The following is a 24421-nucleotide window of genomic DNA, read 5'->3' on the forward strand; positions in this document are numbered from 1 at the left end:
CGCATGACCCACCGCTACGCCGCCCGGTTCGTGGCGATGGTGGTGACGGGTGTCGTCGTGGGGGTCGTCGTCGCTGTGCGCGGCGGCGGCGCGTCGTCGATCGTCCTCGGCTGGGCCGCCGCGTCACTGGTGTATGTCAGCTGGGTGTGGTTGCTGATCGCCCGCATGGATCCTGCCGAGACCAAGAGCCACGCGGCTCGCGAGGACCCGGTCCGGGGTCTCGCCGAGGTGCTGATCCTGGTGGCGAGCCTCGCCAGCCTGGCGGCGGTCGCGATGCTGCTGGTCGACGCCCGATCGGCCTCTGCCGCGCGCAGTGGTGTGCTTGCGGCGATGGCGCTCGGCAGCGTGGCACTCTCGTGGTTGCTGATCCACACGCTCTTCACGCTGCGCTACGCGAGCCAGTACTTCGCCGGCGATCCCGGCGGCATCGACTTCAACACCGACGAGCCACCGCGATACGTCGACTTCGCCTACGTCGCATTCTCACTCGGCATGACGTTCCAGATCTCCGACACCAACTTGCTGACCAGCGCGTTCCGGGCGACGGCGTTGCGGCACGCCCTGCTGTCGTACGTGTTCGGCACCGTCGTGGTCGCGACCACGATCAACCTCGCCGTCAGCCTCTCGAGCTAGCGGCGCAAGAGCCGCCTCGGTCCGGGGCCGGTCGTCGCGAGCCAGTCGTCAGGGTTGTAGAGCGAGCAGCTCTTGAGGGACAGGCAACCGCAACCGATGCAGCCGTCCAGGTTGTCGCGGAGCCGCTGCAGCTGGTCGATGCGGGAGTCGAGGTCGGACCGCCAGTGCTGGGAGAGCCGCGCCCAGTCCGCCTTGGTCGGCACCTTGTCGTCAGGGAGCGACTCCAGCGCCTCGCGAATCGCCGCGAGGCTGATCCCGAGCCCCTGGGAGACCCGTATGAACGCGATCCTCCGCAGCACGTCGCGGTGGTATCGACGCTGGTTGCCCGCGGTCCGCTCACTCTCGATGAGCCCCTCGCGCTCGTAGAAGTGGAGCGCCGAAACCGCCACCCCGGCACGTTCAGCGACCTCACCCGGGGTCAACGGCTGATGCTTCGAGATCGTCATGACCTCAACCATACTTCGGGTTGCCGCTTGACCTCAACCACACTTGAGGTTGTGGACTGTCTCCACCGACGACGAAGGAGCAGCATGCACGCGATCAGGCAGTACGAGCTCGGTGGGCCCGAGGTCCTCCTGTATGAGGAGGTCCCCGACCTGGAGCCAGGGGAGGGGCAGGTTCGCATCGCGGTCAGTGCCAGCGGCGTCCACTACCTCGACACCTCGCTCCGCGCCGGCTTCACGAGCGAGGTGCACCGGCCGTTGCAGCTGCCGATGACCCCGGGTCGTGAGGTTGCGGGCCGGATAGACGCAGTCGGCGCCGGCGTGGACTCCTCGTGGGCGGGCAAGCGCGTCGTCGCGCACCTGGGCATGGCGAGCGGCGGGTACGCCGAGCAGGCGGTCGCCGCCGTCGAGAGTCTCCACGAGGTGCCCGACGGGATGCCGTGCGCCGTCGCGGTCGCCTCGATCGGCACCGGGCGTACCGCGGTGGGCATTCTGGACCAGTCACCTGTCGAGGCCGACGACGTCGTGGTGGTGACGTCGGCGGCCGGCGGTCTCGGTGTGCTGCTGATCCAGGCCGCGAAGGAAGCCGGTGCCATGGTCGTCGGGCTCGCCGGGGGAGAGGAGAAGGTCGCCATTGCCCGGTCCCAGGGTGCCGACGTGGCGGTCGACTATCGCATCGACGGCTGGGAGGACATCGTCCGCCGTGAGCTCGGTGGCGACCTCGCGACGCTGGTCTTCGACGGCGTCGGGGGCAAGACCGCCAACGCGGCGTTCGAGCTGCTGGCCCCCGGCGGCCGGCTCATGCAGTACGGCTGGTTCACGGACGAGCCGGCAACGTACGACGACCCGCGCAAGACCGTGAAGATGCTGCTCGGTCCGCAGATGCTGGCCCGGCCCGGCGGCTTGCGGTCGCTGGAGGGCGAGGCGCTCGCCCGCGCGGCCGACGGCACCCGCGTGCCGCTCGTCGACGCTGCCTTCCCACTGTCGGACGCCGCCGGGGCACATCGGGCGCTGGAAGGCCGGCAGACGTACGGCAAGGTTGTCCTCGTGCCGGACGCTCTCCTGTGACTGCAATCGCCACGTCCGAGCGGTTGTGGCTCGGGCCGTATGGCCGCGTGGTCGCGGGGATCTTCTCGCTGGCGTTCCTCGTTGCCTTCGAGTCGCTCGCCGTCATGACGGTCATGCCGCTCGTGGCCGACGAGCTGGACGGGCTGAGCCTGTACGCCCTCGCGTTCGCCGCGCCCACCGCCGTCGCGGTCGTCTCGATGACGATCGCCGGGCCGCTGATGGACCGACGCGGCCCAGGTCTCGCCCTACGGACCGGCGTCGGGATCTTCGCAGCCGGGCTGCTCGTGGCCGGTCTCGCGCCGACGATGGAGATCTTCCTGGCGGGACGTGCCGTGCAGGGCCTCGGCATGGGATTCGTCGGTGTCGGTCTCTACGTCGTCATCGGCAGCGTGTTTCCCGAGCACATGCGCGCGCGGGTGTTCACCGTCATGACCAGCGCCTGGGTCCTGCCCGCTCTGGTGGGGCCGGTCATCGCCGGGTTCATCGCCGACCAGCTCGGCTGGCGCTGGGTCTTCCTCAGCGTCCCGCTGATCGCGGTCGGATCGCTCGTCCTGATCTGGGAGGCGCTCAGCCGCCTGGACGGCGATCCGAGCGTCGCGCCAGACCGGCGGCGGCTCTGGTGGGCGTCGCTGACCGCGGGAGGCATCCTCGCCGTCAGTGTCGCCGGCCAGCGTTCCGTCGCCTGGTGGCCGGTCCTGCTGATCGGCTCGCTCGCACTCGTCGGGGCGTACGCGCCGAGGCTCCTGCCCCGGGGCACATGGCGGGGTCGGCGGGGACTGCCGAGTGTCATCGCGAGCCGGAGTCTGCTGGCGGCCGGCTTCTTCGGCGCCGAGACGTACGTCCCGCTGTCGCTGGTCGAGCACCGCGGCCTGAGCGTGTCCCATGCCGGGTTGTTGCTCACGAGTGCGGCTGTCCTCTGGTTCAGCGGCTCGTGGGTCGCCGCCAATGTGCGGGCTCTGTCCTCGAAGCCGCTGCGGGTGCGTCTCGGCGCGGCCTGCGTCCTGCTCGGCACAGCCTCGGGGTTCCTGACCCTCACTGACGCGGTGCCGGTCCTCGTGATCGCGGTGACCTGGAGTGTCGGCGGCCTCGGCATGGGCATGGCTGCCTCGACCTTGGGGGTGCTCCTCCTGGACCACTCGGCGCCCGGTGAGCAGGGTGCCAACAGTGCCGCGATGCAGACCAGTGACGCCGTCGTCCAGTCGCTGGTGCTCGCGATCGGCAGCGTCGTCTTCGCCGTCATGCTGGGCGTCGACGAGATGACCGGGTATGTCCTGGTGTTCGCGCTGGCGTCAGCAACCGCGGCGCTGGCGGTGGCGTCGACCGTCCGGCTCAGCGAAGCGTCGGGTCAGCCGACGCAGACCGTGACGTGATTGACGCCCTTGGCGGTCTGCTTCGTCACCGCGACCCCGTCGACGAAGATCGTGCACGTCGCATAGGTCGAGGTCTGAAGTGCCTGCACTGCCGCCTGCGCCACCGGCAGGCCTCCCCGAACGGTCTTGCTGACCTCGAGGGTCCGACTGGCGATCTTGGAGCCGTCGCCACCCTTGCTGCGGTAGCGCCATCCGGCGTACATCGCGCCATCGGATGTGAAGCGGATGACCACCTTGTGGATCGTGTGGTCGCTGGACGCGTTGGCGAACGGGTCGACCGCACCGGTCTTCAGCGCGCTGCCGACCTTGCTCGGGCCGACCTTCGCGGTCGCCGGGGGATCCGTCACGCGCGGCTCGAGGCCCTGAGCGCGCTGGATCTCCTCCCGCGTCGAGACCTTGTCGGCGTCCGATGGCCCGCTGAGCAACATCGAGAGGAGCGTCACGACGATGACGCCGACGCCGACAACCACTGCCGCCGTGGACCACCGCTGGACGAGTTTGCTCTTCAGACGCACGAGGAACCTTTCGGGATGATCAGGAGGTCGGCTGACGAGCCGATCCTTCGGGTTTGTCAACGATCCCAGTTCTCCCGGGTCACGCGCCGACCCTCTCGGCAGCTGTCCATCACACGGGGGACATCCGCACCTCGACGCCCGCGCCGATACCCTTGACCGGTGAGCGAATCCTCGTGGTCCCCCGATCGCCCGCTCCGCGTTGCCCTTTTGGGCTGCGGGGTCGTCGGCACGGAAGTAGCCCGACTGCTCACGAGTGACTCCGCAGAGCTGGCCCAGCGTGTGGGCGCCCCGCTCGAGCTCGTCGGCATCGCCGTACGCCGCCTGGGACGCGAACGCGACCTCGACGTGCCGGACGAGCTGTTCACGACCGATGCTGCCGGCCTGGTCGGCCGGGGCGACATCGATGTCGTGATCGAGGTCATCGGCGGCATCGAGCCGGCCCGCGAGCTGATCCTGTCTGCGCTCGACAACGGCGCCTCGGTCGTGACGGCCAACAAGGCCCTGCTCGCCGAGGACGGCGAGACGCTGTTCGAGGCCGCGCAGAAGGCCGAGCGTGACCTCTACTTCGAGGCCGCCGTCGCCGGCGCGATCCCGATCGTCCGACCGCTGCGCGAGTCGCTGGCCGGCGACCGGGTGCAGCGGGTGCTGGGCATCGTCAACGGGACGACCAACTTCATCCTCGATGCCATGACCACGACGGGTCAGGGCTTCTCCGAGGCGCTCGACGAGGCTCAGCGGCTCGGCTACGCCGAGGCCGACCCGACCGCCGACATCGAGGGATTCGATGCCGCGTCCAAGGCCGCGATCCTCGCCGGCCTCGCATTCCACACTCGAGTGACGATCGGCGACGTCCACCGCGAGGGCATCAGTGAGGTCACCGCGGCAGACGTACGCTCGGCGGCCGAGATGGGTTGCGTCGTCAAGCTGCTCGCGATCTGCGAGCAGCGCGAGACGGCCGACGGTCCCGCGGTGTCCGCGCGCGTACACCCGGCGATGATCCCGCTCTCGCACCCCCTGGCCTCGGTGCACGGCGCCTACAACGCGGTGTTCGTCGAGAGCGAGGCTGCCGGACAGCTCATGTTCTACGGCCCGGGCGCGGGCGGGGCGCCCACCGCGAGTGCCGTGCTCGGTGACGTCGTCTCGGTCGCCCGCAACCGCCGCAGCAACGTCTACGGCCCCGGCGAGTCGACCCACGCCCAGCTCGAGGTCCTCGACATCGGCCGCGCTCGCACGCGCTACCACGTGTCGATCGACGTCGACGACCGTGCGGGCGTGCTTGCCTCGGTCGCCGGCGCGTTCGCCGAGTTCGGCGTCTCGATCCGCACCGTGCGCCAGGAGGGCAGCGGCGACGACGCCCAGCTCGTCATCGTGACGCACGAAGCCGACGACGCGGCACTGTCGGCGACGGTCGCCTCACTCCGGGGCCTCGACATGGTTCGCGACGTGTCATCCGTGATGCGCGTCGAGGGAGGATCCTGATGGCCCACCTGTGGCGCGGCGTGATCGAGGAGTATCGCGAGTGGCTGCCGGTCACGCCCGAGACGCCGGTCATCACCCTCGGCGAAGGTGGCACCCCGCTCGTCCACTCCGCGTGGCTGTCGGGCATCGCCCGAGGCGATGTGTGGCTCAAGGTCGAGGGCGACAACCCGACCGGCTCGTTCAAGGACCGCGGCATGACCGCCGCGGTCTCGGTCGCGGCAGGCGACGGCGCCAAGGCCGTGGTGTGTGCCTCGACCGGCAACACCTCGGCCTCCATGACGGCATACGCGGCCAAGGCCGGCCTCACCCCGATCGTTCTGGTCCCGCACGGCAAGATCGCGGCCGGCAAGATGGCGCAGGCCGTCATGCACGGCGCCGAGGTCATCCAGGTCAAGGGCGGCTTCGACGAGTGCCTCCAGCTGTCCCGCGCACTCGCCGACCACTACCCGGTCGCGCTGGTCAACTCGGTCAACCCCGTACGGCTGCAGGGCCAGAAGACGGCCGCGTTCGAGATCGTCGACGCGCTCGGCGCGACCCCCGACCTCCACGTCCTGCCCGTCGGCAACGCGGGCAACATCTCGGCCTACTGGCTGGGCTACCGCGAGTACGCCGAGGCCGGCATCGCGACCAAGACTCCCGTCATGTGGGGGTTCCAGGCCGCCGGCGCCGACCCGATCGTCCAGGGTGCGCCGATCCCGCACCCCGAGACCGTCGCCACGGCGATCCGCATCGGCAATCCGGCGTCGTGGCACCTGGCCGAGGCGGCTCGCGACGAGTCGGGCGGTCGCATCGCTTCCGTGACCGACGAGCAGATCCTCCAGGCCCAGCGCGACCTCGCCTCGCACGACGGCGTCTTCGTCGAGCCGGCCTCTGCTGCCGGGGTCGCGGGCCTGATCGCGGCCGCGTCGTCTGGTGAGGTCGAGGCCGGACAGACGATCGCGATCACGGTCACCGGCCACGGTCTCAAGGACATCGACACCGCGCTCTCGGGAGCCGGTGCGCTGGTCGACGCGATCATCGAGGCCGACGTCGACGCTGCGGCGGCCGCCGCCGGTCTCGTATGACCTTCGTCGCCGGGCCGGTCACCGTACGCACGCCGGCCTCCAGCGCCAACCTCGGCCCCGGCTTCGACGCCCTCGGTCTGGCCCTGACGATGTACGACGAGATCACCGCCGAGGTCGTGGACTCGCCCGGACTCGACATCCAGGTCTCGGGTGAGGGTGCACGGGACGTCCCGCGCACCAGCGACCACTTGGTCGTCACGGCGATGACCGCAACCTTCGACCTGCTCGGCGTACGACCTGCCGGACTGCGTCTGGAGTGCGTCAACGCGATCCCGCACGGGCGCGGACTCGGCTCGTCGGCGGCGGCGATCGTGGGCGGGATCGTGCTGGCCCGAGCGCTCGTGGAGGACAGCGAGTCCAGGCTCGACGACCGGGCCGCGTTCCAGCTCGCGGTCGACCTCGAGGGTCACCCCGACAACGTCGCGGCTGCGATGTTCGGCGGGCTGACGATCGCGTGGATCGACGGCGCCTCTGCCGAGGTGGAGCGGCTCGACACGGCAGTCGCGGTCACGGCATTCGTGCCCCCCGAGGCGGTGTCGACCGAGAAGGCCCGCGGCCTGCTGCCCGAGACCGTGCCGCACAGTGACGCAGCGGTCAACGCCGGGCGCGCCGCGCTGCTGATCGCGGCGCTCACGACGGCGCCGGAGCGGCTCATCTGGGCCACGGAGGACCGGATCCACCAGACGTACCGGGCCGAGGCGATGCCTGAGTCCTACAAGCTGTTGCGGCAGCTGCGGGTGGAGGGCGTCCCGACGATTATCTCGGGGGCCGGGCCGACGGTGCTGTCGTTCGCACGGGACCTCGCAGGGTGGGCTCCACAGGGGTGGGCCGTGCACGAGCTCGACGTCGACGCCGAGGGTGCGCACACGCTCTGACCAACGCCTGCGAGATGAACCCGACAGGAATGCCGGATGACCCTCTGGTGTTACAGTGGATGCGTCGGAGTCGAGTGCGAAACTCCCCGACAGTGACAAGTAGCAGTGCCATTCAAGCCGCCCGTCGGATACGGGCAAGCCTTTATGCGATCCGGATCTCTCCGGACATCAGGCCTTGTGGCCTCATCCAAAGGAACCTACGTGACTGAAACCACCATCACACCTGAACCCTCCACGCCTGCGGGTGACACCGCGGCGGCCGCCCCCAGGAAGACCGGGGGAGGACTGGGCGGAAAGGTGCTCGCCGAGCTGCAGGAAATCGCCGGCGACCTCGGCATCACCGGCGCCGACAAGATGCGCAAGGGCGCTCTCATCGACGCCATCAAGATCGCCCGCGGAGACGCCGGCACCTCCACCAAGGCCGCGGTCGCCGCGGCAGCGCCCAGCAAGGTCGACACCTCCAAGGGTGACGCCGCTGCGGCAGCCAAGGTCGAGCAGCCCGCCGCTGAGGCGCCGGCCGCGGACGAGTCCAAGAGCGACTCCCGCAAGGACAAGTCCGAGTCGAAGAACGACTCCCGCAACGACAAGAACGACAAGAACGACAAGAACGACCAGCCCGACGCCAAGTCGGACAAGCCCGAGTCCAGGAACGACTCGCGTGGCGACGACTCCTCGGACGACGAGTCCGGCCGTGGTCAGGGCCAGGGCAACCGCAACCGCAACCAGAACCGCGACCAGAACCGTGACAACGAGGGCGGCAACCGCAACCAGGGCCAGGGCCAGGGCCAGGGCGGCAACCGCAACCGCAATCAGAACCGTGACAACGAGGGCGGCAACCGCAACCAGGGCCAGCCCCAGGGTGGCAACCGCAACCAGGGCGGCTTCGAGGACGAAGAAGACGGTGGCATGGGCCGCCGTCGCAACCGTCGCGGCCGCAACCGCAACGCGGGCGGACGCGGCTCCGAGGTCGACACGACCTACACCGAGGACGATGTCCTCGTACCGGCTGCCGGCATCCTCGACATCCTCGACAACTACGCGTTCGTCCGCACGACGGGCTACCTGCCCAGCGAGAACGACGTCTACGTGTCCCTCTCCATGGTCCGCAAGTGGGGGCTTCGCCGCGGCGACGCCGTCATCGGCCAGGTGCGCCAGCCCCGTGAGGGCGAGCGCAAGGAGAAGTTCAACCCGATGGTCAAGATCGAGTCGGTCAACGGCATGACCCTCGACGAGAGCCTCAAGCGGGTCGAGTTCGCCAAGCTGACCCCGCTCTACCCCTCGGAGCGCCTGCGTCTCGAGGGAGAGGCCGGCGGACTGACCGGCCGGGTCGTCGACCTCGTCGCCCCGATCGGAAAGGGCCAGCGTGGCTTGATCGTGTCGCCGCCCAAGGCCGGCAAGACCATGATCATGCAGCAGGTCGCCAACGCGATCACCGAGAACAACCCCGAGTGCCACCTGATGATCGTCCTCGTCGACGAGCGTCCGGAGGAGGTCACCGACTTCCAGCGCACCGTCAAGGGTGAGGTCATCGCCTCGACGTTCGACCGCCCGGCCACCGACCACACGACGGTCGCCGAGCTGGCCATCGAGCGGGCCAAGCGCCTGGTCGAGCTGGGTCACGACGTCGTGCTGCTGCTCGACGGCATCACGCGCCTCGGCCGTGCCTACAACCTCGCGGCCCCCACCAGCGGGCGCATCATGTCCGGTGGCGTCGACTCGTCGGCGCTCTACCCGCCCAAGAAGTTCTTCGGCGCCGCGCGCAACATCGAGGACGGCGGCTCGCTGACGATCCTCGCCACGGCGCTCGTCGAGACCGGCTCGCGCATGGACGAGGTCATCTTCGAGGAGTTCAAGGGCACCGGCAACTGGGAGCTCCGCCTGCGTCGCGACTTCGCCGACAAGCGCATCTTCCCGGCGGTCGACGTCGACGCCTCGAGCACGCGCCGCGAGGAGCTGCTGATGGGCAAGGACGAGCTCGCCGTCGTGTGGAAGCTGCGCCGGGTGCTCTCGGGCCTCGAGGGCCAGCAGGGCCTCGAGCTCATCCTCGACAAGCTCAAGAAGACCACGAGCAATGTCGAGTTCCTGATGCAGATCAACACCACGCTGCCGCAGGACGGCAGCAACAACGGCAAGTAGCCACCCAGCACCACGCGAAAGCGCCCGTCGACCTCGCGGTCGGCGGGCGCTTCTGCATTGACTCGTGGAGTAATTCAACAAGTGTTGATATTATGTCGAGATGAAGTCCGAGACGATCGGAACCACGATCTTCTTCTTCCTCGCGCCAGGCACTGTTGCGGGACTCGTGCCGTGGTGGCTGTCCGGGTGGGACCGGCCTGACGGCGGCCTGCGCGTCACCGACGTCGTCGGCGCGACCGTCGTCGTGATCGGTCTCGCGGTGGTGATCGCCGCCTTCGCGCAGTTCGTCCGGGAGGGGCGGGGGACACCCGCGCCGGTGGCGCCGACCGAACAGCTCGTCGTGGGAGGGCTCTACCGGTATGTCCGCAACCCCATGTATCTCGCGGTCGCGGCGCTCATCGGCGGCCAGGCGCTGATCTTCCACAGCGCCGCCGTCGTGTGGTGGTTGGTGGCCTTCGGGGTGCTGGTGTTCGCGTTCGTCACCGCCTACGAGCAACCGACCTTGCGCAGCACGTACGGCGCGAGCTACCAGGCGTACTGCGATGCCGTTCCGGGTTGGTTTCCGCGGTTCACCCCGTGGCGGGGATGAACGGTCCGTGCAGCCGTGGTTGTGACTTGCAACTACGCTGAAGCCCATGACTTCTGCATATGACTTCTCCGCGACGGCGATCGACGGCACCGAGCGGCTGCTGGCCGACTACAAGGGCAAGGTCCTGCTCGTCGTCAACACCGCGACCCAGTGCGGCTTCACCCCGCAGTTCAAGGGGCTCGAGAAGGTCTATCAGGAGTACGTCGACCGCGGCCTCGTGGTGCTCGGCTTCCCGTGCGACCAGTTCGGCCACCAGAACCCCGAGTCGGACGAGGACACCGCAGTCTTCTGCGAGCGCAACTTCGGCGTGACGTTCCCACTGTTCTCCGAGGTCGACGTCAACGGCGACAACGCGCACCCGCTCTACCAGTGGCTGAAGTCCGAGAAGTCCGGGCTGCTCGGCAGCACCAAGATCAAGTGGAACTTCACCAAGTTCCTGATCGACGCCGAGGGCAAGGTCGTGAAGCGCTACGGCTCGACTACGGCACCCGAGGACATCAAGGACGACATCGAAGCGCTGCTGCCTGCTGGGAATTAATCCTGGGCCGATTTCCTTATACGTACTGCCGACTGGCACAATTCATCCTTGGTTCTGGTTCACGGATCGCATCCCGCGATACGACCCAGCGACCGCCGAGAGGACATCATGAAGCAAGGCATTCACCCCAACTACGTCGAGACCCAGGTCACCTGCACCTGTGGCAACTCGTTCACCACGCGCAGCACCGCCACCGATGGCACCCTCCGTGCCGACGTGTGCGCCGCATGCCACCCGTTCTACACCGGCAAGCAGAAGATCCTCGACACCGGCGGCCGCGTCGCCCGCTTCGAGAAGCGCTACGCCAAGAAGACGACCGAGAGCAAGTAGCTCCACTCCGGCACCGACCCGTACGCCAGCCGTGCGGGTCGGTGCCGTTGTCGTGTCCGCACCCATCCGCACCGAGTCCGAGGAGCCATCGTGTTCGAAGCCGTCGACACGCTCGTCGCCGAGCACGCCGAGCTCGAGGTCCGTATGTCCGACCCTGCGGTGCACTCCGACCAGGGCCTGGCCAAGAAGCTCGGCCAGCGGTATGCCGAGCTGACCGCGATCGTCAAGACCTATCGCGAGTACCAGCAGGTCACCGATGACCTCGAGGCTGCCCGCGAGCTGGCCGCCGAGGACGAGTCGTTCGCCGCGGAGATCGAGACGCTGGAGCCGCGCCTCCACGAGCTGAGCGAGCGGCTGCAGCGCCTGCTCGTGCCCCGCGACCCGGCCGACTCCAAGGACGTCATCATGGAGATCAAGGGCGGCGAGGGCGGCGAGGAGTCGGCCCTGTTCGCCGGCGACCTGCTGCGGATGTACACCCGCTACGCCGAGCAGCGCGGCTGGAAGACCGAGATCATCGACGCGACCGAGTCGGCGCTCGGCGGCTACAAGTCCGTCACGATGGCGGTCAAGGCCAAGGGCACGCCCGAACCCGGCGAGGCGCCGCACGCCCTGTTGAAGTTCGAGGGCGGCGTGCACCGCGTGCAGCGAGTCCCCGTGACTGAGTCGCAGGGCCGCATCCACACCTCCGCAGCCGGCGTCCTGGTGCTGGCGGAGGCTGAGGACATCGACATCGAGATCCACGACAGCGACCTGCGCATCGACGTCTACCGGTCGTCCGGTCCGGGCGGCCAGAGCGTCAACACGACGGACTCGGCCGTACGCATCACGCACCTGCCGACCGGCATCGTGGCGAGCTGCCAGAACGAGAAGAGCCAGCTGCAGAACAAGGAGCAGGCGATGCGCATCCTGCGCGCCCGGCTCCTCGAGGCCGCACAGGCCGCAGCCGACGCGGAGGCGTCCGACGCCCGCAAGTCGCAGATCCGCACGGTCGACCGCTCCGAGCGCATCCGCACCTACAACTTCCCGGAGAACCGCATCTCCGACCACCGCACGGGCTACAAGGCCTACAACCTCGACCAGGTCATGGACGGCGCCCTCGACGACGTCATCAAGTCGCTCGTCGACGCCGAGCTCTCCGACCGCCTCGCCGCAGTCGAGTCCGGGGAATGACCGAGCGCCAGCGAGGGAAGAATCGGGCACTCGCGCCGTCACCTTTGTACCGTTTCTTCTTCTCGAAGGTGACGGCGTGACCGGCGTACGTACGCTGGCCGAGCGCCTGCTGGCCCAGGCGACCGAGACACTCGAGGCGGCCGGCATCAGCTCGCCCCGGCACGACGCAGAGTCGCTGTTGAGCCACATCACCGGCGTCCCGCGCTCGTCGCTCATCAGCCGGGCCAAGCCCAACCCGCTGCAGCAGGAGACGTTCCAGGAGCTCGTCGACGCGCGCGCCCGGCGATTCCCGCTGCAGCACCTGACCGGCTCGACGGGCTTCCGCTACGTCGACATCGAGGTCGGTCCCGGCGTGTTCGTGCCGCGGCCCGAGACCGAGGTGCTCGCCGGCTGGGCGATCGAGCACGCCAAGGCCCTGCCGTCTCCCGTGGTCGTCGAGCTGTGCGCCGGTGCCGGCGCGATCGCGCTCTCCGTCGTGCACGAGGTGCCCGGGGCGTCGGTGCACGCCGTCGAGCTCGACGAGCCGGCCTACGAGTGGGCGCAGCGCAACCTTGCCGGCACGGGCGTCGACCTGCGGCTCGGTGACATGGCCGACGCGTTCGCCGACCTCGACGGCGCGGTCGACGTCGTCGTGGCCAACCCGCCCTACATCCCCCTCGACGCCTGGGAGAGCGTGGCGCCCGAAGCGCGCGACCACGACCCTGCGCTGGCGCTGTGGTCCGGCGACGACGGCCTCGATGCGATGCGTGTCGTGGAGCAGGTCGCCTGGCGGCTGCTCAAGCCCGGCGGCGTCGTCGGTGCTGAGCACGCGGACGTGCAGGGCGAGTCCGCTCCCGAGGTGTTTCGTTCCCGCTGGGACGGCGTACGGGACAACCTCGACCTCGCCGAACGTCCCCGTTACGTCACGGCCGCCAAGCCTCGCGGCTAGGGTTGGTTCCCTTATGGGCGGCGAAGAACTGGCACTGATCGGTGCTGCCATCGCCGTCGGGATCGGCGCGGCTCTGCTGCCGGTTTTCGTCAATGCCGAGGTCTACGTCGTCACGATGGGCGCCACGGTCAACAGCCGGCCGTTCCTCGCGCTCCTGATCGTCATTCACGTCCTGGCGACGACGACGGGCAAGGCGTTCGTCTTCCAGCTCGCCCGGCGAGGCACCAACAAGATCCGGATGGTCACTCCCAAGCCGCCGCGCAACCGGGTTGCCGCGATGTCGCGGCAGATCGGGCACCGGTTTGCCCAGACCCGGTTCGCCCGGTGGATCAAGAAGGTCAGCGACTGGCTGCTCTCGCTGCTGGACCGGCCCTACTCCGGCGGGCTGACCGCGTTCATGTCGTCGCTCATCGGTGTTCCCCCGCTCGCGATCGTCACGATCCTGGCCGGCGCCTCGAAGCAGCCGCAGTGGCTGTTCCTGACCACGGTGTTCACCGGGCGACTGCTCCAGTTCCTCGCGATCGCCTTCCTGCTCCACCAGGTGAGCTGGTTCTGACCCGTGCCTCCATCTCGTGTGGCCGCGCCTAGTATGACCGGGTGAAGTTCGACTGCAGCGTGGACGAGGAGTTCGAACGCGGCCTGGCCGCGGCGCAGGCGGCGCTCGAGGAGGGCAAGCTCGTCGTGCTGCCCACCGACACCGTCTACGGCATCGCCGCCGACGCGTTCAACCCGCGAGCCGTGCAGAACCTCCTCGACGCCAAGGGCCGTGGTCGTCAGATGCCTCCACCGGTGCTGGTCGGCGCTCCCACGACGCTCGACGCCCTCGCGATCGACATCCCGTCATGGCTCCGCTCGACCGTCGAGGCGCTGTGGCCCGGGCCGCTGACCGTGATCTGCCGCCAGCAGCCCTCACTGACGTGGGACCTCGGCGAGACCCACAACACCGTCGCCGTACGCATGCCGTCCGATCAGCGTGCCCTCGCGCTGCTCAAGCAGACCGGACCGCTCGCCGTCAGCAGCGCCAACACGACCGGCGATCCCGCTGCCACGACGGTCGACGAGGCCGAGGACATGCTGGGCGGACGGGTCGCGGTCTACCTCGACGGCGGACCCAGTCCCTCGGGCGTGCCGTCGACGATCCTCGACGCCACCGGCTCGACCCCACGCATCCTGCGCGCCGGCTCGATCACCCTCGACCAGCTCCACGCGTTCAACAACACGATCGAGCCACCCGACGTGCCCGACGAGGAACCCGCGTGAGCGAGCGCCAGCGAGCTCACCATGAGGCAGAGTTCATGCCGTCGCCTTCGTATCGTGGGCTTTTCAGGAAGGTGACGGCATGAGGGAGTACCTGGTCGTCTTCGGCATCGCCCTCGGGGTGACGTACCTCCTCGCGTCGATCGCCCGCATGCTGGCCTACCGCTTCGGCGCCGTGGCGCGGGTCCGCGACCGCGACGTGCACGCGATCCCGACGCCCTACTTCGGCGGCCCGGCCATGCTGGGCGGGCTCATCGCCGCCTACCTGGTCGCCACGCACCTGCCATTCCTCTCGATGGCCGACGACGGGGTCTTCAAAGACGCCCGGGCCGTGGTGCTCGGCGGCGCCGTGGTCTGCGTGGTCGGCATCGTCGACGACCTCTACGAGCTCGACGCGCTGAGCAAGTTCGCCGGTCAGGTGCTGGCCGGGGTCATCGTCGTCGCGCAGGGGGTGCAGTTCGTCTACCTCCCGCTCTACGGCAACTACATCGGCCTCGACCAGGCGCAGGCGTTGATCTTCACGGTCCTGCTGATCGTCGGCACCGCCAACGCGGTCAACTTCGTCGACGGCCTCGACGGTCTCGCGGCAGGCATGGTCGCGATCGGCGCCGTGGCCTTCTTCGCGTACGCCTTCGTGCTCGCGGTCGAGAACGGCGAGACCCGCGCGATAGCGGCCGCGCTGCTCACTGCGGCCCTCGCCGGCGCCTGCATCGGCATCCTGCCGCACAACTTCTTCCCCGCCCGGATGTTCATCGGCGACTCGGGCTCGATGCTGATCGGCTTCGTGCTCGCATGCTCGTCGATCAGTCTCACCGGCCAGTTCCCAGCGACGAGCATCTCCGAGGGCATCGGGGGAGCGCAGAACAGCTTCCTGCCGGCGCTGCTCCCATTGATCCTGCCGTTCGCGATCCTGGTCGTGCCGTTCGTCGACCTCGCGCTTGCCGTGGTGCGCCGCACCCGGGCCGGACGGTCGCCGTTCAGCCCCGACAAGATGCACATCCACCACCGGTTGCTCGAGATCGGCCACTCGCACCGCCGCGCCGTGCTGCTGATGTACGCCTTCGCGGGCCTCGTCGCGTTCGGCAGCGTCGTCATCAGCTTGTTCAGCGGCTGGCAGTCGATCGCCGGGTTCGCCACCCTCGCCGTCATCACGATCGCAGCGGTGTTCCTGCTGCCCAAGCTCGAAGAGAAGGTCTGGTCCTCATGAAGAGCCTCGCACTCGTCACGTCTGTCGTCGTGACGATCATCGGAGCCGTGGTCGCGACGATCGTGACCGGCACGGACGGAACGCTGGGGGCGCTGGTCGGCGGGCTCGTGGTGGTGGCCTTCCTCGGATCGACCCCGCTCCTGCTCAAGCCGGTCGTCCGCGCCAGCACGACGTTCTCTCCGGTGGCCGCGCTCGGCTTCTTCACGGTCAAGGCCGTCGCCATCGTCGCCCTGCTCGTCCTGCTGTTCGACGTGGGAGGTGCGTCGGACCAGGTCGACCGCACCTCGCTCGGACTCACGGCCATGGCGGTGTCGCTCGCGTGGACCGCAGCGCAGACAGTGGCTTTCCGGCGGGACCGGACCCCCACGTACGACCTGGATGGCAACGACTGAGGTGAGCCTGATAACCTCGCGACTGCAGCCTTGATCCGCGTCTGACGCCTGGGCAGGTTGCATGACAATGACGCTGGCCGAAGGCCCGATCGACGATGAGTCGCGGGCGACCACGCCATGACAACGAAGGTGACCGAGTGTCTCTCGCCTTGACGACCATCGCGACGTCCGCTGAGCCGCCGAGCCCGGGGCCTGCCGACTTCGAGCTGCCCGCCGTCTTCCACCTCGGTGACCTGGCCGTCACCAAGCCGATGCTGCTCGTGGTGCTCTCGGTGTTCGTGATCATCACCGTCTTCGGCGCGATGGCCCGCCCTGCGGCAGTCGTGCCCGGCCGGCTGCAGTTCGCCGGCGAGATGGTCTACGACTTCGTGCGCAACTCGGTCGCTCGCGACTCGATCGGCTCGGCCGACTTCATGAAGTTCGTGCCCTACCTGCTGACGGTGTTCCTGTTCGTCCTGGTCAACAACTTCTACGGCGTCATCCCGTTCCTGCAGTTCCCCGCCACCTCGCACATCGGCTACACCGCTGCTCTCGCGGGCGTCTCGTGGCTGGTCTACAACATTGTGGGCATCGCGCGGCACGGCTTCTTCGGTTACCTCAAGCACCAGACGGTGCCGAGCGGTGTCTCCGGCGCGATCCTCATCGCCCTGGTGCCCCTGGAGTTCTTCTCCAACATCATCGTCCGACCGTTCACGCTGGCGCTGCGACTCTTCGCCACGATGTTCGCCGGCCACCTTCTGGTGATCCTCTTCGCCCTCGGCGGCGAGTACCTCATCCTGCACTACACGCCGCCCGCGATCGGGATCCCCGCAGGCGTCATCTCGTTCATCCTGGCCATCGGCGTCAGCTTCCTGGACATGCTGATCATGTTCCTCCAGGCCTACGTCTTCACTCTGCTCTCGGCGATGTACATCGGCCAGGCTCTCGCCGAAGAGCACTGACAAACCCCCAAGTCCTACAACTCCATAGAACTTCCCAATCCGATGCACCTCGCATCACAACGAAAGGAAATGCCGTGGGAGGCACTCTCAACATGATCGGTCTCGGCCTGGCCGCGATCGGTCCGGCCATCGGCGTCGGTCTCATCTTCGCCGCGTACGTCACCGGCGTCGCGCGCCAGCCCGAGGCCCAGAGCAAGCTTCAGGGCATTGCGATCTTCGGCTTCGTCCTCGCTGAGCAGTTCTTCATCATCTCCCTTGCCCTGGCTTTCGTCCTCAAAGCCTGACCTCGAAAGAGCTGAGATCTCATGATCGTGTCACGTCTCGCCCTCGCGGCGGCGGAACCGGAGGACACCAATCCTCTGATCCCGCACACCGCCGAGATCATCCTCGGGCTCGTCGTCCTCGGGCTCGTGTACGTTCTGGTCTCCAAGTTCGTCGTTCCGAACTTCGAGAAGGCGTATGCCGACCGCACCGCGGCGATCGAGGGTGGCATCGAGGAAGCCCAGGCTGCCCAGAAGGAAGCCAAGGCTGCACTCGACAAGTACACCGAGCAGCTCGCCGGAGCCCGTCACGAGGCTGCGGCGATCCGCGAGGAAGCCAAGGAGCAGGGCGCGCAGATCATTGCCGAGCTCCGCGCCCAGGCGCAGGCCGAGGCCGAGCGCATCACCTCGACGGCGCACGCGCAGGTCGAGGCCGAGCGTGCTCAGGTGCTGGCTCAGCTCAAGGGTGAGGTCGGCTCGATGGCCACGCAGCTGGCCGGGCGCATCGTGGGCGAGTCCCTCGATGACGACGCTCGCCAGAAGCGTACGGTCGAGCGCTTCATCGCCGAGCTCGAGGAGTCGGCCAACTGATGCGAGGCATTTCAGCGAAGTCCCTGGTCGACGTCCTCGCCGCAGTCGATGCGGCGAAGGGCGCGGCAGGCGACCTCGGAGCCGAGCTGTTCGGCGTCGTCTCGACGCTGGACGGCGCTCCGGCACTTCGCCGCGTGCTGACCGACCCGTCCACCGAGGCCGCGGCCAAGGTGGGGCTTGCCAAGCAGGTCTTCGGCGGCCAGGTCAGCGCAGACACCCTGGCCGTGCTCACGGCCGCGGTCAGCGGGCGTTGGGCGTCGATGCGAGACCTGACCGACGGGCTCGAGACCGCCGGTGTTGCTGCTGAGGTCGCCGCCGCTGACGCTGCTGGTGAGCTCGACGCGCTCGAGACCGAGCTGTTCGAGGTCGAACGGCTCGTCCGCTCTGACGCCGACCTGCGCCAGATCGTCTCGGACCGGGGCGTCCCGGCCGAGGCCAAGGGCAGCCTGCTGGCGACCCTCCTCGAGGGCAAGGTCACCGGCTCCACGCTGGCGCTGGCGACCCAGGCCGCTGCGGCCCGCACCGGGTCGTTCGAAAAGGCACTGTCGAGCTTCGGCGACACCGTCGCCGCACGCCGCAGCCGGGTGCTCGCCGAGGTTCGGGTGGCATACGAGCTGGCGGACGAGGAGAAGACCCGCCTCGCCAAGGCGCTCGCCAAGAAGTACGGACGCGACGTCCACCTCAACATCATCGTCGATCCCTCGGTCGTCGGAGGCATCGCTGTCTCCGTCGGTGACGAGGTCGTCGACGGCACCATGTCCACTCGCCTCGAAGTCGCCCGCCGGCGTCTTGCAGGCTAGATCACACACCGAACAAGAAGGCAGGCACACACATGGCGGAACTCACGATCCGTCCGGAGGAGATCCGCGACGCATTGCAGAAGTTCGTGGCCGACTACAAGCCGAGCGCCGCTGCGACCGAAGAGGTCGGCGTCGTCGCCGAGGCCGGTGACGGCATCGCGCGCGTCGAGGGACTGCCCTCGGCGATGGCCAACGAGCTGCTCGAGTTCGAGGACGGCACGCTGGGCCTCGCGCTCAACCTCGACGTCCGTGAGATCGGTGTCGTCATCCTGGGTGAGTTCTCCGGCATCGAGGAGGGACAGACCGTACGCCGCACCGGTGAGGTGCTCTCGGTCCCCGTGGGCGACAACTACCTCGGCCGCGTCGTCGACCCGCTCGGCAACCCGATCGACGGCCTCGGCGAGATCGAGACCACCGAGCGCCGCGCGCTCGAGCTCCAGGCCCCCAACGTCATGCAGCGCAAGAGCGTGCACGAGCCCATGATGACCGGCCTCAAGTCGATCGACTCGCTGACGCCGATCGGCCGTGGCCAGCGCCAGCTGATCATCGGTGACCGCCAGACCGGCAAGACCGCGATCGCGATCGACACGATCATCAACCAGAAGGAGTTCTGGGCGTCGGGCGACCCGGACAAGCAGGTCCGCTGCATCTACGTCGGGATCGGCCAGAAGGGCTCGACCATCGCGGGCATCCGTGGTGCGCTCGAGGAGGCCGGCGCTCTGGAGTACACGACGATCGTCGCTGCCCCCGCGTCCGACTCGGCGGGCTTCAAGTACCTCGCGCCCTACACCGGCTCGGCCATCGGCCAGCACTGGATGTACGCCGGCAAGCACGTCCTCATCGTGTTCGACGACCTGTCCAAGCAGGCCGAGGCCTATCGCGCCGTGTCGCTGCTGCTGCGCCGCCCGCCGGGCCGTGAGGCATACCCCGGCGACGTGTTCTACCTGCACTCGCGGCTCCTCGAGCGTTGCGCCAAGCTCAGCGACGACCTGGGCGCCGGCTCGATGACCGGCCTGCCGATCGTCGAGACCAAGGCCAACGACGTGTCGGCCTACATCCCGACCAACGTCATCTCGATCACCGACGGCCAGATCTTCCTGCAGTCGGACCTGTTCAACGCCAACCAGCGTCCTGCTGTCGACGTCGGCATCTCGGTGTCGCGAGTCGGCGGCGCGGCGATGACCAAGTCGATGAAGGCCGTCACTGGTTCGCTCAAGGTCGAGCTCGCGCAGTACCGCGCGATGGAGGCCTTCGCGATGTTCGCGTCCGACCTCGACGCCGCGTCCAAGCAGCAGCTCGCCCGTGGTCAGCGCATCATGGAGCTGTTCAAGCAGGGCCAGTACGCGCCGTTCCCGACCGAGAACCAGGTCGTCTCGATCTGGGCCGCCACGACCGGAAAGCTCGACCCCGTGCCGCTGCAGGACGTCAGCCGCTTCGAGACCGAGTTCCTCGACTTCCTGAAGCGTTCGCACGGTCCCGTGCTCGACGCGATCCGTGAGTCGGGCAAGTTCGAGGACGACAACGAGCAGGCGCTCGAGGATGCCTACACCGAGTTCCTCAAGCAGTTCGAGACCCACGAGGGCGAGCAGATCATCGTCAAGGCGGGTCACGAGGAGTTCGAGGCCCTGTCCGACGAAGACGTCGAGCAGGAGCAGATCGTCAAGCAGAAGCGGGGCTGACGATGGCAGCGTCCGTACGCGAGCTTCGCGCGAAGATCAGGTCGACACAGGCGACCAAGAAGATCACGCGCGCCATGGAGCTGATCGCTGCGTCGCGCATCATCAAGGCGCAGCAGCGGGCAGCGGCGGCAGCGCCGTACGCCCGTGAGCTCACCCGCGCCGTCTCTGCCGTCGCGACCTTCTCCAACGTCGACCACCCGTTGACGACCGAGAAGGAGAACCCGACCAAGGCCGCGGTGCTGGTGATCGCCAGCGATCGCGGGCTTGCGGGTGCCTACTCGTCATCGGTGCTCAAGGAGGCCGAGCGACTGGTCGAGAAGCTGCGCACCGAGGGCAAGAAGGTCGACCTCTACCTCGCGGGCCGCAAGGCGGAGGCCTACTACAACTTCCGCAGCCGTGAGTTCGTCGACTCGTGGACGGGGTTCTCCGACAAGCCGGAGTACTCGCACGCCCGCATGATCGGCAACACCCTCGTCAAGATGTTCAACGTCGACGAGAGTGACGAGGAGGCTGTCGATCCCGAGCGCGCGGTCGACGAGCTCCACGTGGTGTTCACGCGCTTCAAGTCGATGCTGATCCAGGAGCCCGACGTCATCCGGCTGCTTCCGCTGGAGGTCGTCGAGGGCACCGAGGCACCCGAAGAGCACGAGATCCTGCCGCTCTACGAGTTCGAGCCCTCGGCCCACGAGGTGCTCGACGCGCTGCTGCCGAAGTACATCCACAGCCGGATCTACTACTGCCTGTTGCAGGCCTCCGCATCGGAGCTCGCATCACGGCAGAAGGCGATGAAGTCCGCAACGGACAACGCCGAAGACCTGATCCAGAAGTACACCCGAACCGCCAACCAGGCCCGTCAGGCCGGTATTACCCAGGAGATCAGCGAGATCGTGGGCGGCGCCAACGCGCTCGCCGACGCCACCGCTGGGAGTGAGTGAGAGAGATGCCAACCGCCAAGAAGACCGCAGACACCAAGAAGTCCGACGAGTCGGGCAAGAACCTGGCCGACGGCCGGGTTGCGCGCGTCATCGGCCCGGTGCTCGACATCGAGTTCCCGAGCGACGCGATCCCCGAGATGTACAACGCGCTCAAGGTCGACACCGAGCTGGACGGCGTCAAGGAGACGCTGACCCTCGAGGTCGCCCTGCACATCGGCGACGGCCTGGTCCGCGCGATCAGCCTGCGGCCGACCGACGGCATCGTCCGTGGCGCCAAGGTCACCAACACCGGCGGACCCATCACGGTCCCCGTCGGTGACCAGACGCTCGGCAAGGTGTTCAACACCACCGGCGACGTCATGAACCTCAAGGACGGCGAGAAGTGGGAGGTCAACGAGCGCTGGGGCATCCACCGCAAGGCGCCCGCGTTCGACCAGCTCGAGTCCAAGACCGAGATGTTCCAGACCGGCATCAAGGTCATCGACCTCCTGACGCCGTACGTGCTCGGTGGCAAGATCGGCCTGTTCGGCGGTGCCGGTGTCGGCAAGACCGTGCTGATCCAGGAAATGATCGCCCGTGTGGCCCGTGACCACGGTGGTGTGTCGGTGTTCGCCGGAGTCGGCGAACGTACGCGTGAGGGCAACGACCTCATCGCCGAGATGGAAGAGGCCGGCGTCCTCGGACAGACCGCCCTCGTCTTCGGCCAGATGGACGAGCCGCCGGGAGCGCGTCTTCGCGTCGCCCTGTCGGCCCTGACGATGGCCGAGTACTTCCGCGACGTCCAGAACCAGGACGTGCTGTTGTTCATCGACAACATCTTCCGCTTCACGCAGGCCGGATCCGAGGTCTCCACGCTGCTCGGCCGCATGCCGTCCGCCGTGGGCTACCAGCCGACGCTGGCCGACGAGATGGGCGTGCTGCAGGAACGCATCACCTCGACCCGCGGTCACTCGATCACGTCGCTGCAGGCCATCTACGTGCCGGCGGACGACTACACCGACCCGGCTCCGGCCACGACCTTCGCCCACCTCGACGCGACGACCGAGCTCAACCGTGAGATCGCGTCGATGGGCATCTACCCGGCCGTGGACCCGCTGACCTCGACGTCGCGCATCCTGGACCCGCGCTACATCTCGGACGCTCACTACACGACCGCCAACCGGGTCAAGAGCATCCTGCAGCGCAACAAGGAGCTCCAGGACATCATCGCGATCCTCGGTGTCGACGAGCTCAGCGAAGAGGACAAGACGCTCGTGTCCCGCGCGCGTCGCATCCAGCGCTTCCTGTCCCAGAACACGTACGTGGCCAAGCAGTTCACCGGCATCGAGGGCTCGACCGTCTCCATCGACGAGACGATCGACGGCTTCACCAAGATCTGCGACGGCGACTACGACCACGTGGCTGAGCAGGCCTTCTTCATGTGCGGCGGTCTCGAAGACGTCGACAAGAAGTGGGAAGAAATCCAGAAGAGCCTCTGATGGCAGACCTCTTGCAGATCGAGCTCGTCGCCGCCGACCGCGTGGTGTGGTCGGGGCAGGCGAGCCAGGTCATCGCCCGTACGGTCGAGGGTGACCTCGGCGTGCTGGCGGGTCACGCTCCGCTGCTGTCGCTGCTCGTGCCGGGTGTCGTCGAGATCAAGCCGCCGGACGGCCAGGTCGTACGCGCTGCGGTCGCGGAGGGCTTCCTCTCGGTCGCCGATGACCACGTGTCTATCCTGAGCGAAGACGCTTTCCTCGCCTCGGAAGTCGATGCGAGTGCAACGCGTGCCGAGCTCGAGGCCGCCCAGTCAGAGGGCGACCAGGACGCGGTGCTGCGAGCCGAGGCCAAGCTGCGTCTCATCGACAAGGCGTCCTGACGAACGGAGGGAGATCGTGATGCCACTGTGGATGTGGTTCGTGGACTCCCTGGTGTTCGTCCTCGCCCTGCTGGTCCTGCTGATCGTCGGGCTGCTGGTGCGCCGCCGCATCCTGGCGCGCTCCGGCGGCACGTTCGAGATGAGCGTCAACCGGTCACCGGAGGCTCAGGCCAAGGGCTGGATGCTGGGCCTCGCGGTCTACAAGGACACCGAGCTCGAGTGGTTCCGTACGTTCTCCCTGTCACCGCGGCCGACCTACCGGTTCACCCGCGGTGACGTGTACATCGACGGCCGGCGCGAGCCGGTCGGCCACGAGGTCCACGCAATCCATGCGGGCCACCTGATCGTGGCCACCGAGAACGCCGCCGGAGTGCGGCAGTTCGCGATGAGCGCCAACGCCTTGACCGGCCTGCTGTCGTGGCTGGAGTCGTCGCCGCCCGGGCAACGGGTCAACAACGTCCTCTGAGGCGTACGTACAGGTTTTCACATTCGGTTGACGCTCGCGCAGGGCCGGGAGAGAATCAACGGAAGAGATCGGGACCTCACGGTCCTCAGGGAGTAGGTGCACATCGTGTTCAAGCGTCTAGTAGCCGCAGCATTTGTGACGGTCCTGACCGTCGTCGGAGTTGCCCCGGCAGCTTCCGCCGCTCCGGGTCATGGTGGCGGACACGTCGTCCAGCAAGCCATTGACTGGGACTGACCTGCACAAGATCCTGATGGCACCCACTTCGGTGGGTGCCATCGGCATGTTCAGCCCCGCTCGCCACCCGGCACCCAGAGCACGTCTCCGGCTTCGCGGTTCGCATACCGGCCGAGGATGAACAGCAGGTCGCTGAGCCGGTTGAGGTACTTCGCAGTCAGGACGTTCATGGTGTCCCCGTGCTCCTCCAGGGCCGCCCAGGCTGACCGCTCCGCGCGGCGCGTCACGGTGCACGCGATGTGCACGGCCGCGGCCGCAGGCGTACCGCCGCGCAGGATGAACGACCGCAGCTTGGGGAGCTGCTCGTTGTAGTGGTCACACCAGCCCTCGAGCCGATCGATGTAGTCGGGCTCGACCCGTAGCGGGGGGAACTCCGGGTTGTCGACCACGGGGCACGACAGGTCGGCGCCGACGTCGAACAGGTCGTTCTGCACGTGCGTGAGCACCGCGACGACGTCCTCGTCGAGCGTCCCGAGGGCAATGGCGAAGCCGATGTGGGCGTTGGCCTCGTCGACGTCCGCGTAGGCGGCCAGGCGCAGGTCAAGCTTGCTGGTCTTGCTCATGTCGCCCAGGTTGGTGGTGCCGTCATCGCCGGTTCGCGTGTATATCCGCGTCAGATTGACCATGACCACACTCTACGAGTGTGAGGAGGAACGCCCTCGCGAG

At 68.0% G+C, this 24421-nt stretch carries 28 protein-coding genes; 25 read left to right on the forward strand and 3 right to left on the reverse strand.

All coding sequences use genetic code 11. The features are described 5' to 3' along the window. The first annotated feature begins 3 nt into the window (after nt 1-3). Entirely contained in the window at nt 4-633 is a 630-nt protein-coding gene (locus AC1DVU_RS07725; protein WP_476921855.1) for a DUF1345 domain-containing protein, read from the forward strand. Here AC1DVU_RS07725 and soxR read toward each other — a convergent pair. Beyond that, entirely contained in the window at nt 630-1079 is a 450-nt protein-coding gene (gene soxR / locus AC1DVU_RS07730) for a redox-sensitive transcriptional activator SoxR (RefSeq protein ID WP_476921856.1), read from the reverse strand. The two genes, AC1DVU_RS07725 and soxR, sit on opposite strands and share 4 nt — an antisense overlap. A gap of 84 nt (nt 1080-1163) precedes the next feature. Between soxR and AC1DVU_RS07735 the strand changes: the two genes are divergently transcribed. Then, nucleotides 1164-2144 (forward strand): zinc-binding dehydrogenase, encoded by a 981-nt coding sequence (locus AC1DVU_RS07735; protein WP_476921857.1) that lies wholly within the window; start codon nt 1164-1166, stop codon nt 2142-2144. Beyond that, nucleotides 2141-3514, forward strand: coding sequence for an MFS transporter (locus AC1DVU_RS07740; protein ID WP_476921858.1), 1374 nt, complete (start codon nt 2141-2143; stop codon nt 3512-3514). The genes AC1DVU_RS07735 and AC1DVU_RS07740 overlap by 4 nt, the downstream gene beginning before the upstream one ends. Here the strand turns inward: AC1DVU_RS07740 and AC1DVU_RS07745 are convergent. Further along, the gene (locus AC1DVU_RS07745; RefSeq protein WP_476921859.1) at nt 3490-4029 is read right to left on the reverse strand and encodes a hypothetical protein; all 540 of its coding nucleotides are present in this window, start codon (nt 4027-4029) and stop codon (nt 3490-3492) included. The genes AC1DVU_RS07740 and AC1DVU_RS07745 overlap by 25 nt on opposite strands. Nucleotides 4030-4188: 159 nt before the next feature. Between AC1DVU_RS07745 and AC1DVU_RS07750 the strand changes: the two genes are divergently transcribed. The 22 genes from AC1DVU_RS07750 (at nt 4189) to AC1DVU_RS07855 (ending at nt 23521) form a co-directional block, all read left to right on the forward strand. Continuing rightward, nucleotides 4189-5508 (forward strand): homoserine dehydrogenase, encoded by a 1320-nt coding sequence (locus AC1DVU_RS07750; protein WP_476921860.1) that lies wholly within the window; start codon nt 4189-4191, stop codon nt 5506-5508. Then, on the forward strand, nt 5508-6572 hold the full coding sequence (thrC, locus tag AC1DVU_RS07755) for a threonine synthase (RefSeq protein ID WP_476921861.1): 1065 nt from the start codon (nt 5508-5510) through the stop codon (nt 6570-6572). The genes AC1DVU_RS07750 and thrC overlap by 1 nt, the downstream gene beginning before the upstream one ends. Further along, nucleotides 6569-7447 carry a homoserine kinase gene (gene thrB / locus AC1DVU_RS07760; protein WP_476921862.1) on the forward strand — a complete coding sequence of 293 codons (879 nt, stop codon included), beginning with the start codon at nt 6569-6571 and terminating at the stop codon, nt 7445-7447. Before thrC ends, thrB begins: the two co-directional genes overlap by 4 nt. 201 nt (nt 7448-7648) lie before the next feature. After that, a complete protein-coding gene (gene rho, locus AC1DVU_RS07765; RefSeq protein WP_476921863.1) occupies nt 7649-9583 on the forward strand; it encodes a transcription termination factor Rho in 1935 nt (644 codons plus the stop codon). A 100-nt stretch (nt 9584-9683) separates the two neighbouring features. Continuing rightward, nucleotides 9684-10172, forward strand: a complete 489-nt coding sequence (locus tag AC1DVU_RS07770; protein ID WP_476921864.1) for a methyltransferase family protein — start codon at nt 9684-9686, stop codon at nt 10170-10172. 46 nt (nt 10173-10218) lie between these two features. Next, complete coding sequence (locus AC1DVU_RS07775; RefSeq protein WP_476921865.1) at nt 10219-10710, forward strand: glutathione peroxidase; 492 nt, start codon at nt 10219-10221, stop codon at nt 10708-10710. A gap of 108 nt (nt 10711-10818) precedes the next feature. Further along, complete coding sequence (rpmE, locus tag AC1DVU_RS07780) at nt 10819-11040, forward strand: 50S ribosomal protein L31 (protein ID WP_476921866.1); 222 nt, start codon at nt 10819-10821, stop codon at nt 11038-11040. A 90-nt stretch (nt 11041-11130) separates the two neighbouring features. After that, nucleotides 11131-12210, forward strand: coding sequence for a peptide chain release factor 1 (gene prfA / locus AC1DVU_RS07785; RefSeq protein WP_476921867.1), 1080 nt, complete (start codon nt 11131-11133; stop codon nt 12208-12210). Nucleotides 12211-12286: 76 nt separating this feature from the next. After that, complete coding sequence (prmC, locus tag AC1DVU_RS07790; RefSeq protein WP_476921868.1) at nt 12287-13138, forward strand: peptide chain release factor N(5)-glutamine methyltransferase; 852 nt, start codon at nt 12287-12289, stop codon at nt 13136-13138. A gap of 13 nt (nt 13139-13151) precedes the next feature. Then, nucleotides 13152-13694 (forward strand): VTT domain-containing protein, encoded by a 543-nt coding sequence (locus AC1DVU_RS07795; RefSeq protein WP_476921869.1) that lies wholly within the window; start codon nt 13152-13154, stop codon nt 13692-13694. A 41-nt stretch (nt 13695-13735) separates the two neighbouring features. After that, entirely contained in the window at nt 13736-14398 is a 663-nt protein-coding gene (locus tag AC1DVU_RS07800; RefSeq protein ID WP_476921870.1) for an L-threonylcarbamoyladenylate synthase, read from the forward strand. A 79-nt stretch (nt 14399-14477) separates the two neighbouring features. Beyond that, nucleotides 14478-15602 (forward strand): glycosyltransferase family 4 protein, encoded by a 1125-nt coding sequence (locus tag AC1DVU_RS07805; protein WP_476921871.1) that lies wholly within the window; start codon nt 14478-14480, stop codon nt 15600-15602. Further along, nucleotides 15599-15994, forward strand: a complete 396-nt coding sequence (locus AC1DVU_RS07810) for a hypothetical protein (RefSeq protein WP_476921872.1) — start codon at nt 15599-15601, stop codon at nt 15992-15994. The genes AC1DVU_RS07805 and AC1DVU_RS07810 overlap by 4 nt, the downstream gene beginning before the upstream one ends. Before the next feature lie 137 nt (nt 15995-16131). Further along, on the forward strand, nt 16132-16935 hold the full coding sequence (gene atpB, locus AC1DVU_RS07815) for a F0F1 ATP synthase subunit A (protein WP_476921873.1): 804 nt from the start codon (nt 16132-16134) through the stop codon (nt 16933-16935). A gap of 74 nt (nt 16936-17009) precedes the next feature. Further along, nucleotides 17010-17219 (forward strand): F0F1 ATP synthase subunit C, encoded by a 210-nt coding sequence (locus AC1DVU_RS07820; RefSeq protein WP_476921874.1) that lies wholly within the window; start codon nt 17010-17012, stop codon nt 17217-17219. Between the two features lie 21 nt (nt 17220-17240). After that, nucleotides 17241-17786: a F0F1 ATP synthase subunit B gene (locus AC1DVU_RS07825; protein ID WP_476921875.1), complete on the forward strand. Its 546-nt coding sequence runs from the start codon at nt 17241-17243 to the stop codon at nt 17784-17786. Continuing rightward, a complete protein-coding gene (locus AC1DVU_RS07830; RefSeq protein WP_476921876.1) occupies nt 17786-18586 on the forward strand; it encodes a F0F1 ATP synthase subunit delta in 801 nt (266 codons plus the stop codon). The genes AC1DVU_RS07825 and AC1DVU_RS07830 overlap by 1 nt, the downstream gene beginning before the upstream one ends. A 32-nt stretch (nt 18587-18618) precedes the next feature. Beyond that, nucleotides 18619-20265, forward strand: a complete 1647-nt coding sequence (gene atpA, locus AC1DVU_RS07835) for a F0F1 ATP synthase subunit alpha (protein WP_476921877.1) — start codon at nt 18619-18621, stop codon at nt 20263-20265. A 2-nt stretch (nt 20266-20267) separates the two neighbouring features. Continuing rightward, a complete protein-coding gene (locus AC1DVU_RS07840; protein WP_476921878.1) occupies nt 20268-21200 on the forward strand; it encodes a F0F1 ATP synthase subunit gamma in 933 nt (310 codons plus the stop codon). A gap of 5 nt (nt 21201-21205) precedes the next feature. Beyond that, nucleotides 21206-22678, forward strand: coding sequence for a F0F1 ATP synthase subunit beta (atpD, locus tag AC1DVU_RS07845; RefSeq protein WP_476921879.1), 1473 nt, complete (start codon nt 21206-21208; stop codon nt 22676-22678). Next, entirely contained in the window at nt 22678-23055 is a 378-nt protein-coding gene (locus AC1DVU_RS07850) for a F0F1 ATP synthase subunit epsilon (protein ID WP_476921880.1), read from the forward strand. The genes atpD and AC1DVU_RS07850 overlap by 1 nt, the downstream gene beginning before the upstream one ends. A gap of 19 nt (nt 23056-23074) precedes the next feature. Further along, nucleotides 23075-23521 carry a DUF2550 domain-containing protein gene (locus tag AC1DVU_RS07855; RefSeq protein ID WP_476921881.1) on the forward strand — a complete coding sequence of 149 codons (447 nt, stop codon included), beginning with the start codon at nt 23075-23077 and terminating at the stop codon, nt 23519-23521. A 284-nt stretch (nt 23522-23805) separates the two neighbouring features. Here the strand turns inward: AC1DVU_RS07855 and AC1DVU_RS07860 are convergent, their stop codons facing one another. Beyond that, complete coding sequence (locus AC1DVU_RS07860) at nt 23806-24381, reverse strand: cob(I)yrinic acid a,c-diamide adenosyltransferase (protein WP_476921882.1); 576 nt, start codon at nt 24379-24381, stop codon at nt 23806-23808. Between the last annotated feature and the right edge of the window lie 40 nt (nt 24382-24421).

Source organism: Aeromicrobium sp. P2_G6 (genome assembly GCF_056403535.1).